The sequence below is a fragment of the Terrabacter sp. R4-6 genome, from assembly GCF_057529065.1.
This window is the reverse complement of sequence record NZ_CP197224.1, coordinates 1928679-1943848: the sequence shown is the minus strand read 5'-3', so window position 1 is coordinate 1943848 and position 15170 is coordinate 1928679. Positions and strand designations below refer to the sequence as shown.

The 15170-nt window shown below is 73.9% G+C and carries 19 protein-coding genes; 17 read left to right on the top strand and 2 right to left on the bottom strand.

What is annotated here, in order from left to right; all coding sequences use genetic code 11:
• Positions 1–4 precede the first annotated feature (4 nt).
• From ACSSS0_RS09205 to ACSSS0_RS09145, 13 genes are all read left to right on the top strand, one after another.
• Positions 5–1162, top strand: coding sequence for an inositol-3-phosphate synthase (locus tag ACSSS0_RS09205; protein ID WP_487230886.1), 1158 nt, complete (start codon positions 5–7; stop codon positions 1160–1162).
• Positions 1132–2055, top strand: a complete 924-nt coding sequence (locus ACSSS0_RS09200; RefSeq protein ID WP_487230885.1) for an SCO3242 family prenyltransferase — start codon at positions 1132–1134, stop codon at positions 2053–2055. Before ACSSS0_RS09205 ends, ACSSS0_RS09200 begins: the two co-directional genes overlap by 31 nt.
• Positions 2052–2906, top strand: a complete 855-nt coding sequence (locus ACSSS0_RS09195; RefSeq protein WP_487230884.1) for a sugar phosphate isomerase/epimerase family protein — start codon at positions 2052–2054, stop codon at positions 2904–2906. The genes ACSSS0_RS09200 and ACSSS0_RS09195 overlap by 4 nt, the downstream gene beginning before the upstream one ends.
• On the top strand, positions 2903–3490 hold the full coding sequence (locus ACSSS0_RS09190) for an EboA domain-containing protein (protein WP_487230883.1): 588 nt from the start codon (positions 2903–2905) through the stop codon (positions 3488–3490). Before ACSSS0_RS09195 ends, ACSSS0_RS09190 begins: the two co-directional genes overlap by 4 nt.
• 9 nt (positions 3491–3499) lie before the next feature.
• A complete protein-coding gene (locus tag ACSSS0_RS09185) occupies positions 3500–4396 on the top strand; it encodes a TatD family hydrolase (protein ID WP_487230882.1) in 897 nt (298 codons plus the stop codon).
• A 3-nt stretch (positions 4397–4399) separates the two neighbouring features.
• Positions 4400–5596 carry a metabolite traffic protein EboE gene (gene eboE, locus ACSSS0_RS09180; protein ID WP_487230881.1) on the top strand — a complete coding sequence of 399 codons (1197 nt, stop codon included), beginning with the start codon at positions 4400–4402 and terminating at the stop codon, positions 5594–5596.
• Positions 5593–7017 carry an alkaline phosphatase family protein gene (locus tag ACSSS0_RS09175; protein ID WP_487230880.1) on the top strand — a complete coding sequence of 475 codons (1425 nt, stop codon included), beginning with the start codon at positions 5593–5595 and terminating at the stop codon, positions 7015–7017. The genes eboE and ACSSS0_RS09175 overlap by 4 nt, the downstream gene beginning before the upstream one ends.
• Before the next feature lie 59 nt (positions 7018–7076).
• A complete protein-coding gene (locus ACSSS0_RS09170; RefSeq protein WP_487230879.1) occupies positions 7077–8087 on the top strand; it encodes a sugar phosphate isomerase/epimerase family protein in 1011 nt (336 codons plus the stop codon).
• 32 nt (positions 8088–8119) lie between these two features.
• Positions 8120–8491: a VOC family protein gene (locus ACSSS0_RS09165; protein WP_487230878.1), complete on the top strand. Its 372-nt coding sequence runs from the start codon at positions 8120–8122 to the stop codon at positions 8489–8491.
• A 167-nt stretch (positions 8492–8658) separates the two neighbouring features.
• Positions 8659–9636, top strand: coding sequence for an alpha/beta hydrolase fold domain-containing protein (locus tag ACSSS0_RS09160; protein ID WP_487230877.1), 978 nt, complete (start codon positions 8659–8661; stop codon positions 9634–9636).
• Between the two features lie 139 nt (positions 9637–9775).
• Positions 9776–10159, top strand: coding sequence for a YciI family protein (locus tag ACSSS0_RS09155; RefSeq protein WP_487230876.1), 384 nt, complete (start codon positions 9776–9778; stop codon positions 10157–10159).
• A 13-nt stretch (positions 10160–10172) separates the two neighbouring features.
• Positions 10173–11417 carry an RNA polymerase sigma factor gene (locus ACSSS0_RS09150; protein ID WP_487230875.1) on the top strand — a complete coding sequence of 415 codons (1245 nt, stop codon included), beginning with the start codon at positions 10173–10175 and terminating at the stop codon, positions 11415–11417.
• A 9-nt stretch (positions 11418–11426) separates the two neighbouring features.
• Positions 11427–12368: an alpha/beta fold hydrolase gene (locus ACSSS0_RS09145; protein ID WP_487230874.1), complete on the top strand. Its 942-nt coding sequence runs from the start codon at positions 11427–11429 to the stop codon at positions 12366–12368.
• A 15-nt stretch (positions 12369–12383) separates the two neighbouring features.
• Here the strand turns inward: ACSSS0_RS09145 and ACSSS0_RS09140 are convergent, their stop codons facing one another.
• Positions 12384–12908 (bottom strand): flavodoxin family protein, encoded by a 525-nt coding sequence (locus ACSSS0_RS09140; protein ID WP_487230873.1) that lies wholly within the window; start codon positions 12906–12908, stop codon positions 12384–12386.
• Positions 12909–13042: 134 nt separating this feature from the next.
• On the opposite strand from ACSSS0_RS09140, the gene ACSSS0_RS09135 reads away from it, so the two are divergent.
• Positions 13043–13663, top strand: a complete 621-nt coding sequence (locus ACSSS0_RS09135; protein ID WP_487230872.1) for a class I SAM-dependent methyltransferase — start codon at positions 13043–13045, stop codon at positions 13661–13663.
• Positions 13664–13673: 10 nt separating this feature from the next.
• Here the strand turns inward: ACSSS0_RS09135 and ACSSS0_RS09130 are convergent, their stop codons facing one another.
• Positions 13674–13895, bottom strand: coding sequence for a hypothetical protein (locus ACSSS0_RS09130; RefSeq protein ID WP_435984304.1), 222 nt, complete (start codon positions 13893–13895; stop codon positions 13674–13676).
• 139 nt (positions 13896–14034) lie between these two features.
• Here ACSSS0_RS09130 and ACSSS0_RS09125 point away from each other — a divergent pair, with 139 nt between their 5' ends.
• The 3 genes from ACSSS0_RS09125 (at position 14035) to ACSSS0_RS09115 (ending at position 15104) form a co-directional block, all read left to right on the top strand.
• Positions 14035–14433 carry a VOC family protein gene (locus ACSSS0_RS09125; protein ID WP_487230871.1) on the top strand — a complete coding sequence of 133 codons (399 nt, stop codon included), beginning with the start codon at positions 14035–14037 and terminating at the stop codon, positions 14431–14433.
• A gap of 2 nt (positions 14434–14435) precedes the next feature.
• Complete coding sequence (locus ACSSS0_RS09120; RefSeq protein WP_435984306.1) at positions 14436–14771, top strand: YnfA family protein; 336 nt, start codon at positions 14436–14438, stop codon at positions 14769–14771.
• A gap of 72 nt (positions 14772–14843) precedes the next feature.
• The gene (locus ACSSS0_RS09115) at positions 14844–15104 is read left to right on the top strand and encodes a metal-sensitive transcriptional regulator (RefSeq protein WP_435984307.1); all 261 of its coding nucleotides are present in this window, start codon (positions 14844–14846) and stop codon (positions 15102–15104) included.
• Positions 15105–15170: the final 66 nt, after the last annotated feature.

Sequence of the window (15170 nt, the reverse complement as noted above, 5' to 3'; positions counted from 1 at the left end):
GACCATGACGGACGAACGAACCGGACTCTGGCTCGTCGGCGCGCGCGGATCGGTCGCGACGACCGTCGCCACGGGTCTCGCCCTCATCACCGCCGGCGGTGCCGGTCCCGACGGCCTCGTCACCGAGCAGCCCGACCTCGCCGCGGCGGGCCTCGTCCCGCTCGACCACCTCGTCGTCGGCGGTCACGACGTCGCCGACGTCCCCCTCGTCAAGCGCGCGGCGCAGCTCGCCGACGCCGGCGTCGTCCCGCACACGGCCCTGGCCCTCGTCTCCGACGAGCTCGACCGCACCTGTGCCCGGATCCGCCACGGCCACCGGGACGCCGACGAGCGTCAGGCCGACGCCGTCGAACGGCTGGCCGCCGACATCCGCGCCTTCGCGGAGGCCGAGTCGCTCTCGCGCGTCGTCGTCGTCAACGTCAGCTCCACCGAACCGGTCGTCACCGACGACCGGGCGCACGCCTCCCTCGAGGCGCTCGAGCAGGCCTGGGCCGCAGGGGAGTCCCCGCTGCCGCCGAGCGCCGTCTATGCCGCCGCCGCCTTCACGGCGGGAGCGGCCTTCATCGACTTCACCCCCTCGACGGGCGCCCGCCTGCCCGCGCTGGAGGAGCTCGCCGAGCGCCGCGGCGTCCCGTGGGGCGGCAGTGACGGCAAGACGGGCGAGACGCTCGTCAAGTCCGTCCTCGCGCCGATGTTCGCCGCGCGCTCGCTGCGGGTCCGCTCCTGGGCCGGGACGAACCTCCTCGGCGGCGGTGACGGCGCCACCCTCGCCGACCCCGAGGCGATGGAGAGCAAGGCCCGCAGCAAGGCCCGCGGACTCGAGGCGATGCTCGGCCACCCCGTCGACGGTCCGGTCCACATCGACAACATCGCCGACCTCGGCGACTGGAAGACCGCGTGGGACCACCTGACCTTCTCCGGCTTCCTCGGCACGCGGATGTCGATGCAGTTCACGTGGCAGGGCTGCGACTCGGCCCTCGCCGCGCCGCTCGTCATCGACCTGGCCCGCCTCGCCGACCTCGCGCTCCGGCGTGGGGAGGTGGGCCCGCTCCCGGCCCTCGGCTTCTTCTTCAAGGACCCGGTGGGCTCCGACGAGCACCGCCTCTTCGAGCAGCACCGGACCCTGACGGAGTGGGCGACGGAGTGGGCGACGGCGTCGTGACGACCCTGCGCGACCTCGTGGAGCTGGTGCGGGCACCGGCCGCCCTCACCGTGCCCGGCGACACCCTCGCGGGTGCGGCGAGCGCGGGCTGGCCGGCCGGTGCCCGCTCGGCCGCCCTGCCGGTCGCGTCGACGTGCCTCTACTGGGCGGGCATGGCGCTCAACGACTGGGCCGACCGTCGCACCGACGCGGTGGAACGCCCGGAGCGGCCGATCCCGTCGGGTCGCGTGCCGGCACGGACGGCGCTCGCGGTCGCGACCGGTCTCACCGTCGGTGGCGTCGCCGTCGCGGCCGCGGCCGGTGGCCGACGCTCGGCCGCCACGGCCACGGTGCTCGCCGCAGCGGTCTGGGCCTACGACCTGTCCCCGAAGGAGGGGCCGCTCAGCGTCGCGACGATGGCCTCGACCCGAGGGTTGGACGTGCTCCTCGGGGCGAGCGCGGGCGGTCTGCCCGGGCTGCGAGCCGCCGCCGTGCCGGCCACGCTCGTCGCCGTCCACACGGCCGGGGTCACGGCCCTGAGCCGCGGCGAGGTCCACGGCGGCTCGACCGGGGTGGCCCGCGCCTGCGTCGCCGGGACGGCCCTCGTCGCCGCCGCCTCGGCCCTGCGACAGGTGCCCGCCGCCGGGCGTGGACGTGCCGGGGGAGCGCTCGGCGCCGCGGTCTCGCTCGCCCTGACGGGGACGTATGCCGTCAGCGTCCTGCGCGCCCAGCTGGCCGCGACCCGCACGCCTGACGCAGGCACGGTGCGCCGGGCCACGGGCGCCGGCATCCGGGGCCTCGTGCCGCTGCAGGGCGCGGCGCTCGCGGCGACCGGCCACCACGCGGCCGCCCTCGGGCTCGCCGCCTCCGCGCCCGTGGGGGCGGCGGCCATGAGGCGGGTGTCGGCGACATGAGCCTCCGCTTCGGTTACGGCCTCAACGGCTTCACCGACCACCGGCTCGAGGACGCGCTCGCGCTCCTCGCCGACCTCGGCTACGACGGCGTCGCCCTGACGCTCGACCACGCCCACCTCGACCCCTTCGCGCCCGACCTGGCCCGCCGCACGGCCCGGGCCCGGGCTCTGCTGGAGCGTCACGGTCTGGCGGTCGTCGTCGAGACCGGCGCCCGCTACGTGCTCGACCCGCGTCACAAGCACGAGCCGACGCTCGTGTCCCAGGCCGGCCGCGAGAGACGGATCGACCTGCTGGAGAGGGCGATCCGCGTCGCGGCCGAGCTCGGCTCGCCCGCGGTCTCCTGCTGGAGCGGCATCGCCCCCCGCGGCACGAGCCGGGACGAGCTCTGGGCCCGCGTCGAGGCAGGCGTCACCGCCCTGCTGCCGGTCGCCGAGGCCCACGGCGTCGACCTCGCCCTCGAGCCGGAGCCCGGCATGTTCGTCGAGCGCATCGCCGACGTGCTCGAGCTGCGGCGCCGGCTCGGGTCACCCGACCGGCTGCGCCTGACGGTCGACGTCGGGCACCTGCGCTGCACCGAGGAGGCCGAGCCCGCCGCCTGCGTCCTCGGTGCCGGAGACCTCGTCGCCAACGTCCAGATCGACGACATGCGGCGTGGAGTCCACGAGCACCTGCCCCTCGGTGATGGTGAGGTGGACTTCCCCCCGGTGCTGGCCGCGCTGGAGGCCGTCGAGTTCTCCGGGCTCGTCGCCGTCGAGCTGCCCCGCCACTCGCACGCCGCGCCGTCGCTCGCTGCGTCGAGCCTCGAGTTCCTCCGCGACGCCGCACGACGACCCCAGGAGGTGGGCCGATGAGCCCGGTGACCACGCAGGACGCGATCGCCCGGGTGGCGTCCGACCCCGACGCCATCGACCGGTACTTCCCGGCCGCTGCACGCACCGCGGCCCGTGAGGGCCTCGACGGCGACGCCGCACGCGAGGCGCTGCTGCTCGCGGTGCCCGGCCCGGCGGCATACGTCGTCGACGTCGTGCGCCGCGTCTACGACCACGGCGACGCCGCGGAGCGGCGCGCGGTCCTGCTCGCCCTCCCGGCCCTCGACGACCCCGACCGTGCCGACCCCATCGGGGACGGCGCCCTGCCGATCGTGCGAGATGCGTTGCGCACCAACGACACCCGACTCGTCGCCGCCGCCCTGGGGCCGTATGCCGCCGCGCACCTCGACGACGACGCCTGGCGTCAGGCGGTGCTCAAGGTCCTCTTCACCGGCATCCCCGTCGAGCAGGTCGCCGGGCTCGCCGAGCGTGCCGACGACGAGCTCGCACGCATGGTGCGCGACTACGCCGCCGAGCGAGAGGCCGCCGGCCGCGTCGTGCCCCCCGACGCCCGCACCGTCCTCGCCCTGTCCTCTGCACTGTCCCCTGCCCACCGAGCCGACTGAGGAGCAGCCGTGCGCATCTTCGACCCCCACATCCACATGACGTCGCGCACCACCGACGACTACCGGCGGATGCACGCCGCCGGCGTCCGTGCCGTCGTCGAGCCCTCCTTCTGGCTCGGCCAGCCGCGCACGAGCGTCGGCTCCTTCACCGACTACTTCGATGCGCTCCTCGGCTGGGAGCCGTTCCGCGCGTCGCAGTACGGCATCGCCCACCACGCGACGATCGGCCTCAACCCCAAGGAGGCCAACGACGCCCGGTGCCGCGAGGTCCTCGACGTGCTGCCGCGCTACCTGGCCAAGGACCGCGTCGTCGCGGTGGGAGAACTGGGCTACGACTCGATGACGCCCGAGGAGGACGACGTCTTCGCCGCCCAGCTCGCGCTGGCCGCCGAGCACGAGCTGCCCGCGCTCGTGCACACGCCGCACCGCGACAAGCTCGCCGGGACGCGCCGCACCCTCGACGTCGTGCGCGAGTCGGCGCTCGAGCCCGGCGCCGTCCTCGTCGACCACCTCAACGAGGTGACCGTGGACGCCGTCGCCGAGTCCGGCTGCTGGATGGGCTTCTCCGTCTACCCCGACACGAAGATGGACGAGCACCGCATGGTCGAGATCCTGCGCCGCCACGGCCTGGACCGGATGATCGTCAACTCGGCCGCCGACTGGGGCAACAGCGACCCGCTCAAGACCCGTCGCGTCGGCGAGACGATGCTCGCCGCGGGCTACACGGCCGACGACGTCGACCGGGTGCTGTGGCGCAACCCCGTCGAGTTCTACGGCCAGAGCGGTCGGCTCGAGCTGCCCGAGACCGAGGCGCCGGCAGGGACGGGCACGAGCGAGCTCGTCGGGCTCGTCGGCGCCGGCGCGACCTTCATGGGCAACTCCGTGCTCCGCGGCGCGAGGGAGTGAGCCGTGCGCCTGCTCCACGCCGACGGGCAGACCGTCCACGTCGCGTACTGCACCAACGTCCACCCGGGTGAGGACCTCGACACGATCATCGGGCAGCTCGACCGCTTCGCCCTGCCCGTGCGCCACCACCTCGGCGCCGACCTCCTCGGTCTCGGCCTGTGGCTCAGCGCCCCCGTCGCCCGGGGGCTCGCCGACGACCCGCGGCAGACGGACCGCCTGCGCGCGGCCCTCGACGAGCGCGGCCTCGAGGTCGTCACCCTCAACGGTTTCCCCTACCGCGGTTTCCAGGACGAGGTCGTCAAGCACCGCGTCTACCACCCCGACTGGACCGAGCCGGCCCGGCTCGCCTACACGACCGACCTCACCGAGGTGCTCGCCCGGCTGCTGCCCGACGACGCCGCCCGGGGCAGCATCTCGACGCTGCCCCTCGGGTGGCGGCACCCGTGGTTCGGCGACCGGCAGGTCCTGGCCGCCGAGCAGCTCGACCGTCTCGCCGACCACCTCCACGCCCTGCGCAACCGCACCGGCCGCGAGATCCGCGTCGGACTCGAGCCCGAGCCCGGCTGCGTCATCGAGACGACGACCGAGCTCGTCGACCGGATGGTGGGCTGGGACGAGGACGTCCTCGGCGTCTGCCTCGACCTGTGCCACCTCGCCGTCGGCTTCGAGGACGCGGCCGTCGCGGTCCCGCGCCTGTCCGCTGCCGGGCGCCGGGTCGTCAAGGCCCAGGTGTCGGCCGCCCTCCACGTCGAGCACCCCGGGGACGACGCGACCCGGCAGTCGCTGGCCGCCTTCGACGAGGACCGCTTCCTGCACCAGACCCGTGCCCCCGGGGCGGGCGAGCACGCCCCGCTGCGCGCCCGCGACGACCTCGGCGACGCCCTCGGGGGCGCCCGTCCCCTCGACCCGTGCCCGGGTGGGACCGAGCGGCCGTGGCGGGTCCACTTCCACGTGCCCCTCGACCACGCCCCCGAGCCGCCGCTCGCCGCCACGACCGGCGACCTGCGGCACTCGCTCGAGGTCCTCGTCGGCGGCGACGCCGCCCTGACCGACCACCTCGAGGTCGAGACCTACACGTGGACCGTCGTGCCCGAGGGGGTGCGCCCGACCGACGACGCGGCCCTCGCCGTGAGCATCGCCGGCGAGCTCGCCTGGCTCCGCGACACCCTCATCGACCTCGGCCTCAAGGAGTCCGCATGACCACGCCATCCACCCAGCCCACCCAGTCCACGCAGCCCACGAAGGTCCTCCTCCTCGACGTCGTCGGCCTGACCCCGCGGGCGCTCGCCGACATGCCGCGGCTGCGCCGTCTCGCCGGGTCCGGCTGGCAGTCCGCGCTCGAGACCGTGCTGCCCGCCGTGACGTGCTCGGTGCAGTCGACGATGCTGACCGGCCGTCCCGTCGCCGACCACGGCGCCGTCGGGAACGGGTGGTACTTCCGCGACCTCGGCGAGGTCTTCCTGTGGCGCCAGCACAACGCGCTCGTCGAGGGGGAGAAGGTCTGGGACGCCCTGTGCCGCGCCCACCCCGGCGCCCGCGTCGCCAACGTCTGCTGGTGGTACGCCATGGGCATGGACGTCGACTCGATCGTCACGCCGCGGCCGGTCTACCACGCCGACGGCCGCAAGTCGCCCGACTGCTACACGCGCCCGGTGGAGCTGCACGACCGGCTCGTCGAGCGCCTCGGCGACTTCCCCCTCTTCCACTACTGGGGCCCCACGGCGTCCATCGCGTCCTCGCGCTGGATCATCGAGGCGACCCGCATCCTGCTGCCCGAGCACGACCTGACGCTCTCCTACGTGCCGCACCTCGACTACGACCTCCAGCGCTTCGGCCCGGAGTCGACCGAGGCGCGCGCCGCCGCCCGCGAGCTCGACGCCGCCCTCGCGCCGCTGCTCGACGACGCCGAGCGGCTCGGGGTCAGCGTCGTCGTCGTCAGCGAGTACGGCATCACCGCCGTCGACCAGCCCGTCGACGTCAACCGGGTGCTGCGTCGGGCCGGGCTGCTCGACGTCCACACGCAGGCCGGCATGGAGTACCTCGACCCCTGGGCCTCCGAGGCGTTCGCCGTCGCCGACCACCAGGTCGCGCACGTCTACGTCAGGGACGCCGACCGGCTCGAGGAGGTGCGCGCGCTCCTGGCCGCCACCCCCGGCGTCGAGCAGGTGCTCGACCGGGCCGGCCAGACGGCATACGGCCTCGACCACGAGCGCAGTGGCGACCTCGTCCTCGTGGCCGACCCCCGCGCGTGGTTCACGTACTACTACTGGCTCGACGACGAGCGGGCCCCCGACTTCGCCCGCGGCGTCGAGATCCACCGCAAGCCCGGCTACGACCCCGCCGAGCTCTTCTTCGACCCCGCCGACCGCTCCGCCAAGGCGCGCGCCGGGCTCGGTCTCGTGCGCAAGAAGCTCGGCCTGCGGTATGCCATGAAGGTCGTCCCGCTCGACCCGCGGTGGGTGCGGGGCAGCCACGGACGGCTGCCCGACGACCCCACGGACGGACCCGTCGTCATCACCTCCGACGCGGCCCTGCGCCGTGAGACGGTGGCGGCCGCGGACGTCCACGACCTCGTCCTCGAGGCCGCGGGCGTGCCCGTCGCCGCAGCCACCAGCCACTGACCCCACCACCTCACACCAGCCGCACACACCAGCAGCTCACAGCAGCAAGGAGATCCACGATGGCCCGACCGATCACGCTCTTCACCGGACAGTGGGCCGACCTGCCCTTCGAGGAGGTGTGCCGCCTCGCGGGGGAGTGGGGCTACGACGGCCTCGAGATCGCCTGCTGGGGCGACCACTTCGAGGTCGACCGGGCCCTGTCCGAGGACGGCTACATCGAGTCCCGACGCGAGATCCTCGAGCGCCACGGCCTCAAGGTCTGGGCGATCTCCAACCACCTCGTCGGCCAGGCCGTCTGCGACGACCCCATCGACCAGCGGCACCAGGACATCCTGCCCGCGGCGGTGTGGGGGGACGGCGACCCCGAGGGCGTCCGGCAGCGGGCTGCCGAGCGGATGGCCGACACCGCCCGCGCGGCGGCGAAGCTCGGCGTCGACACGGTCATCGGCTTCACGGGCTCGGCGATCTGGAAGTACGTCGCGATGTTCCCGCCCGTGTCCGACGACGTCATCCAGGCGGGCTACGCCGACTTCGCGCGACGCTGGAACCCGATCCTCGACGTCTTCGACGAGGTGGGCGTGAAGTTCGCGCACGAGGTGCACCCCAGCGAGATCGCCTACGACTACTGGAGCACCGTCGCGACGCTCGAGGCGATCGGGCACCGCGAGGCCTTCGGTCTCAACTGGGACCCGAGCCACATGGTGTGGCAGGACCTCGACCCTGCGGGGTTCATCTGGGACTTCAAGGACCGGATCTACCACGTCGACTGCAAGGACACGCGCAAGCGGATCGGCAACGGCCGCAACGGTCGTCTCGGCTCGCACCTGCCGTGGGGCGACCCGCGCCGCGGCTGGGACTTCGTGTCGACGGGCCACGGCGACGTGCCGTGGGAGGACTGCTTCCGCACCCTCAACGCCATCGGCTACGACGGCCCGATCTCGATCGAGTGGGAGGACGCCGGGATGGACCGCCTCGTCGGCGCACCCGGCGCGCTCGAGTACGTCCGGGGCCTCAACTTCGAGCGCCCGACCGCCTCGTTCGACGCCGCGTTCAGCAGCAGCAAGGACTGACGCCCCGGCCGCGGCGGGTCTACCGTCGGGGCATGGGACTCGTCCAGATCGCCCAGCACGCCGACGACCTCGGTCGGGCCACCGCGTTCTACCGCGACCTGCTCGGCGCACCGCCCCTCGCAACGTTCGACCCCCCGGGACTCGTCTTCTTCGACCTCGGTGGCGTGCGGCTGCTGCTCGACCAGGGGGCTCCGAGCGCCCTGCTCTACCTGCGCGTCGACGACATCGGCGGGACGGTCGAGCGGCTCCGGGCAGCCGGCGTCGAGGTGCGCGGCGAGCCCCACGTCATCTTCGGCCACGACGACGACACCCTCGGGCCGGCGGGCACCGAGGAGTGGATGGCGTTCGTCGTCGACTCCGAGGGCAACCTCGTCGGGCTCGTCGAGCAGCGCCCGCGCGGCTGAGCGCCCGAATCGGGCCGTACCACCCCGTAGCGCCCGATCGTGGGTTATGGTTCCCGCGCTGGAGCGGGCCCGGGAGGGCTCCAACAGGGGCACTGGCAGGGGGCTTCACAGGGGCCGGATCTGACGTGCTGCCGGCATCAACCGACCGCAAGACGTCAGGAACACCCATGTCCACCACCACCCGCCAGGTCCGCCGCCGTCGGACCTTCGCCGCAGTGCTCGCCCTGCTCCTCGCCGCCGCGTCCGGCCTCGTCGTCTCGATGCGCGCCGCGGAGGCCGCGGGTGTCGGGCTGGCGCCCACCGCGCTCGTCGCCGTCGACGGCACGGCCGTCGTGGAGTCGTACCGCTACAACGGGGCCGACACCTACCAGAACCTCGACGCCTACTACGACACGAGCTGGGTCGGCGGCGCCGGACGCCCGGCCGTCATCGTCATCCACGGCGGCTCGTGGGCCAACGCGACGAAGGCGGCCTCGGCCCCGGTGTCGAAGAAGTTCTTCGACGAGGGCTTCGCCGTCTTCAACATGAACTACCGTCTGACCGCGCCGACCGGCAGCCACGCCGGCACGCCCTGGCCGGGCCAGCGCACGGACGTGAGCCTCGCGATCGCGTGGGTCAAGGCCAACGCCAAGAAGTTCGGCGTCAACCCCAACCGGGTCGCGCTCTACGGCTTCTCCTCGGGCGGGCACATGGCCATCACGTCGAGCGTCTACTACCGCAACGTCCGCGCCGCCGTCTCCGTGTCCGGCGTGCTCCAGCCGCACCGGGTCATGGACGTGGCCGTCAACGGCTCGAGCGGTGCCGACGTGCGGGGCACCGGCGTCGTGGTCCTCTCGCAGTGGGCGGCGCTCGCGGTCCAGTGCCCGTACTACCCGACGTGGAGCGAGTGCAACAGCCGCTGGAACTCCTTCAAGCCCGAGACGTACTTCTCGTCGGCGGCCCCGCCCTTCTACGCGATGATGGGCGACAAGGACACCGTCGTGCCGCCCGGCACCCTCGGCGCCGTCGACTACTGGGCCACGAAGAAGGGCCAGCCGCACGTCACCGTCATGGTGCCCGGCGCGGCCCACGACGAGCGGATGCTGACGAACGACCCGGCCCGCTGGGCCGCGATGATCACCTGGCTCAGGTCGAAGACGGCCTGACGGGTCGCCGGGCGGGGCGGCTCACGGTCCGTCCCGGCCCGATCTGTCGATCCGGGGTGCGCCCGCTCGTGTAGAGGGTGCAGGGTGCACACAGGGTGCGCCCCGGACCAGCCGGCAGCGCCGGCAGGAGGAGATCATCGTGAAGACCTACCTCATCAGCCTCTTCTCGCCCGACGGGCCGCCGCCGGAGGAGCTCGACCTCACCCAGGTCATGGCCGACCTCGAGGTCGTCAACGCAGACATCCGCGCCGCCGGGGGCTGGGTCTTCGCCGGCGGTCTCGCCGACCAGTCCAGTGCGACGACGATCCGACGCACGCGCGGCTCGGTGACCGACGCCGTGCTCACCGACGGGCCGTTCGCCGAGGCGAAGGAGCCCCTCGGCGGGCTGACGATCGTGCGCTCCGACGACTACGACGTCGTCCTCGGGTGGGCCGAGCGGATCGCCGGCGCGACCGGTCTGCCGGTCGAGGTGCGCCCCTTCCAGGGCGAGGACGACCCCGGCCAGGCGCCGACCGACCGGTGACGGCGCAGGCGACATGACGGTCTCGGGCGCGGACATCGCACGGGTCTTCCGTGCCGAGCACGGGCGTGCGGTGTCCGTGCTCATCCGGGCCCTCGGGGACATCGACCTCGCCGAGGACGCCGTCCAGGACGCGTTCACCGTGGCCGTCGAGCGCTGGCCCCGCGACGGTATGCCGCCGAGTCCCGCAGGCTGGATCATCACGACCGCGCGGCGCCGGGCCATCGACCGGCTGCGCCGGGAGGCGACGCGCGAGGCCCGCCACGCGGAGGCGCACGCGCTCCACGGCGCCGACGACGACGCCGGCGTCCCGGAGGAGGGACCCGTGAAGGACGAACGACTTCGCCTCGTCTTCACCTGCTGCCACCCCGCGCTGTCGCGGGAGGCCCAGGTCGCGCTGACGCTGCGGCTGCTCGGCGGCCTGACGACCCCCGAGATCGCGCACGCGTTCCTCGTGCCGGAGTCGACGATGGCGCAGCGGATCGTGCGGGCGAAAGCCAAGATCCGCGCGGCCGGCATCCCCTACCGGGTGCCGCATGACGCGGACCTGCCCGCCCGGCTCGCCCCGGTGCTCGCCGTGCTCTACCTCGTCTTCACCGAGGGGCACACGGCCACCGCCGGTGCCGAGCTCGGCCGCCCGGACCTCGCCGCCGAGGCGATCCGGCTGGCCCGCGTGCTCGTCGAGCTGATGCCCGACGAGCCGGAGGCGATGGGCCTGCTGGCCCTGATGCTGCTGACGGAGGCCAGGCGTCCGGCGCGCACCGACGCGGCGGGTGAGCTCGTCGTGCTCGCCGAGCAGGACCGCTCCCTCTGGGACCGGGCGCTCCTGCACGAGGGCCATGCTCTCGTGCGCCGGTGCCTGCGCCGCGGCGCCCCCGGCCCGTACCAGCTGCAGGCTGCGGTCAACGCCGTGCACACCGATGCCGCGACCGCGGCGGACACCGACTGGTCCCAGGTCGTCGCGCTCTACGACCACCTGCTGCGCCTCGCGCCGACGGACGTCGTGCGGCTCAACCGGGCTGTCGCTGTCGCCGAGCTCGACGGCCCGCAGGCCGCGCTCGCCCTCCTCGACGACCTCGACCTCGACGGCTACGTCGCGTTCCACGTCGTGCGGGCCGAGCTGCTCGGCCGCCTCGCGCGGTGGCCCGAGTCGGCCGCCGAGTGGGAACGGGCCGCCGGGCTGAGCGACAACGCGCCCGAGTCGCGTCACCTGCGTGCTCGGGCCGCGGGTGCGGCCGCGGCGGCAGGTGACCGGCGGTAACCTGCGTCCATGACGACCCCGCCGTCCACCGCGCCGCTCGACCTCGCGTCCCCGTGGGGCGGGGTCGGCCGCACCATCGACCTCGACGGTCCCGTCCACTGGGTCGACTTCGGCGGTCCCGAGGCCGAGCCGGGTGCGGTCGAGCCGCCGCCGGTCGTCCTCGTGCACGGGCTCGGCGGGTCGCACCTCAACTGGGTCGCCGTCGCGCCGGCGCTCGCCGCGCGTCGACGGGTCGTCGCGATCGACCTGCCGGGCTTCGGCCTGAGCCCGGCCCTCGGTCGCGCGACGAGCGTCAACCACAACGCCGCCCTGCTCAGCCGTTTCGTCCACGAGGTCCTCGGTCGCCCCGTCGTCCTCGTCGGCAACTCGATGGGCGGGATGGTGAGCCTGCTGCTCGCCGACCGTCGCCCCGAGCAGGTCGTGGGCCTCGCGCTCGTCGACCCCGCGCTGCCCAACCCGGGTGCGCGCCCCGACCCCCAGGTCGCCGCGACCTTCGCGATGTATGCCGTGCCACGGGTGGGCGAGCTCGTGCTGACCCGCTACAACAAGAGCGTCTCGGACCGGCAGCGCGTGCTCGGCACCGTGGCACTGTGCTTCGCCGACCCCTCGCGCGCCGACGACGACGTCGTCGAGGCCGGGATCGAGCTCGCCGCCTGGCGCCGGTCGCTCCCCGACCCCGAGAGCGAGTTCCTCGGTGCGGCGCGGTCCCTGCTGCGCGTGCTCCGCGGTCGGCGTGAGTACGACCGCATCATGCGCGACCTCGACCGGCCCGTGCTGCTCATCCACGGCACGCGTGACCGGCTCGTGCCCGTCTCGGCGGCACGCCGCGCCGCGCGGCTCAACCCGGCCTGGCGCACGGCGTGGCTCGACGGGATGGGGCACACGCCGCAGCTCGAGGCGCCCGAGGACGTGCTCGGGCACCTCGAGCCCTGGCTCGACTCGCTCGGCTGAGCGGGACCGACGGTGTCAGGCGAGGCCGGGGGCGACCCGCGTGGCCAGCTCGGCGCCCCAGGCACGCGCGCGCTCGAGCTCGCCGGCCTCGATGGGCCCGGGGGTGCCCTGCACCCAGAAGGTCTCGCCGCGCTCGGCGCGGCCGAAACCATGGTGCCGCAGGGCCTTCGCCGCGGCGCTCGCGGCCGAGCCCGGCAGCATCTTGACGTGCACCCGTGTGTCGAAGGTGACGACGGGGAGCTCGGGCCGTGGCGTCAGGGACTCGATCCACTCGCGGACCCCCTCGCGCGCGGCCGTGCCACCCTTCGTCGCGGCGTCCTCGCGCGTCTTCGGGCGGGTCATGCCGAGAGCGTGGGTGGGCCCGCCGACGAGCAGCAGGTCGACGTCGTCGGGGATCACCGTCGGGGCATCGTCGACGTGGACGAGCTGGACGTCGCCGTCCTCCGTCGGTCTGCCTCGGCGCAACCCGTCGGCGATGGCCGAGGCGATCTCGTGGGTGTTGCCGAACATGGACTCGTGGACGATGAGGACGTTCTTCATGGCATGCCTTTCCGCTGTCCACGCTACGCGGGCGCCCGGCGGGTGCGTCCGAATCGTGACGAACGAGACGTGCCGCGCCACGATGGGATTCGCGACCGGCACCCGGCCGCGCGATGACGACGAGGAGAGCAACCGTGGACGCCAAGGACTGGGACGAGCGGTATGCGGCACACGACCTCGTGTGGTCGGCCGAGCCGAACCGCTTCGTCGCCGAGATCATCGGCCCGCTGACGCCCGGTCACGCCGTCGACCTCGCCGCGGGCGAGGGGCGCAACGCGATCTGGATGGTCGAGCAGGGCTGGGTCGTCACGGCGTCGGACTACTCGCCCGTGGCCGTGGAGCGCATGCGGTCCCTCGCGACCGACCGGCTCGGTGACGACCTGAGCCGGCTCACCGCGGTCGTCGCCGACGCCACGCAGTCGACGCCCGGCGGTCCGGCCGGCTACGACCTCGCTCTGCTCTGCTACCTCCAGCTGCCGGCCGAGCAGTGGCGGCAGGCGCTGCGGTCGGCCGTCGAGGCCGTGCGCCCGGGGGGTCTCGTCGTCGTCGTCGGGCACGCCGGCCGCAACCTCGCCGAGGGCTGGGGCGGTCCGAGCGACCGTGCCGTGCTCTACGACCCCGAGGAGGTGCTCGACCGCGCCGAGGGGCTTCCCGTCGCGGCCCTGCAGTCGGGCATCCGGCAGCGCCCGGTCCCGACCGACGAGGGCGAGCGCGTCGCGCTCGACACCGTCGTCGTCCTGCGCCGCGAGGGGTGATCGCCGCGGTCTAGCGCCGGCCGTACTTCTTGTGGACGGCCTGGCGGGTGACGCCGAGCTGCTCGGCGATGTCGGCCCAGGCGAGGCCCTGGTTGCGTGCGCGCCGGACCACGGCCGCCTCGGTGCGGTCGGCGGTGCGCCGCAGCTCACGCGCGGCGGCGAGGGCCGCGCGCGGGTCGTCGTCACCGGTGGCCCGAGCGAGCTGGAGCATGTCGTCGACCTCCTTCGTCATCGCGGTCGCCTCTCGTACCGTGTCAACCTTCATTGACACGGTATGCCGGCAGGCGCCCTTCGTCAACCGACGTTGACGGCGTGCGTGGCCGGCCGCAAAGCAGTGGCCCGAACCGGCGCGCGCCCAGCAGGATGGCCGCATGGCACTCGAGCTCTCGCACACGACCGTCAACGCCCTCGACGCGCACGCGCAGTCCGTCTGGTGGGCCGACCTGCTCGGCTACCACGAGGACCCGTCCGACCCGAACGAGCCGGGGCACGAGGAGTGCATGATCTTCTCGCCCGACGAGTCGCACCGCCTGCTCTTCATCGAGGTCGAGGACGCCAAGCAGGTGCGCAACCGCGTCCACCTCGACCTGCGCCCCACCGACCGCCCGCGCGACGAGGAGGTCGAGCGCGTCTCGGGTCTCGGGGCGACCGTCGTGCAGGACTGCCGCACCGACGACGACCGGGGCTGGGTCGTCATGGCCGACCCCGAGGGCAACGAGTTCTGCATCCTGCGCAGCGACGTCGAGCGACGCGCGGCCGGGGACCTCTGAGCGTGACCGTCGCCCGCTCGATCCTGCTCTTCGTGCTCGCCGCCCTCGCCGAGATCGGTGGTGCCTGGCTCATCTGGCAGGGGGTGCGTGAGCACCGCGGCTGGCTGTGGGCCGGCGCGGGAGTCGTCGCGCTCGGCCTCTACGGCTTCGTGGCGACGCTCCAGCCCGACGCGAGCTTCGGGCGCATCCTCGCCGCCTACGGTGGCGTCTTCGTCGCGGGCTCGCTCGTGTGGGGCATGGTGGCCGACGGCTTCCGGCCCGACCGGTGGGACGTCGCGGGCGCGCTCGTCTGCCTGGTCGGGGTCGCGCTCATCATGTACGCGCCCCGCTCGGGCTGAGCGGCACCCAAGCGGACGGCATACGGCCGGGGGTATCATGGGGCGTTCTCGCAACGACCCCAGGAGGATGCTGTGGAGCTCGACCTCGACGAGATGCAGTCGGTCATCCGTCGCCTCAACCGCGCCCGCGGCCAGATCGGCGGCATCGTCAAGATGATCGAGGAGGGGCGCGACTGCAAGGACATCGTCACGCAGCTCGCCGCCGTCTCCAAGGCCCTCGACCGCGCCGGCTTCGCCGTCATCGCGACCGGCCTGCGCGAGTGCATCGCCAACCCGGACGGCGAGACGATGGACGTCGCCCAGATGGAGAAGCTCTTCCTGTCCTTGGCCTGAGGTCCGTGGCGAGCCGTGGTGCAGGCCCGATCGCGGGGCCGGTGCTCTGGACGAACGGGGCACCGC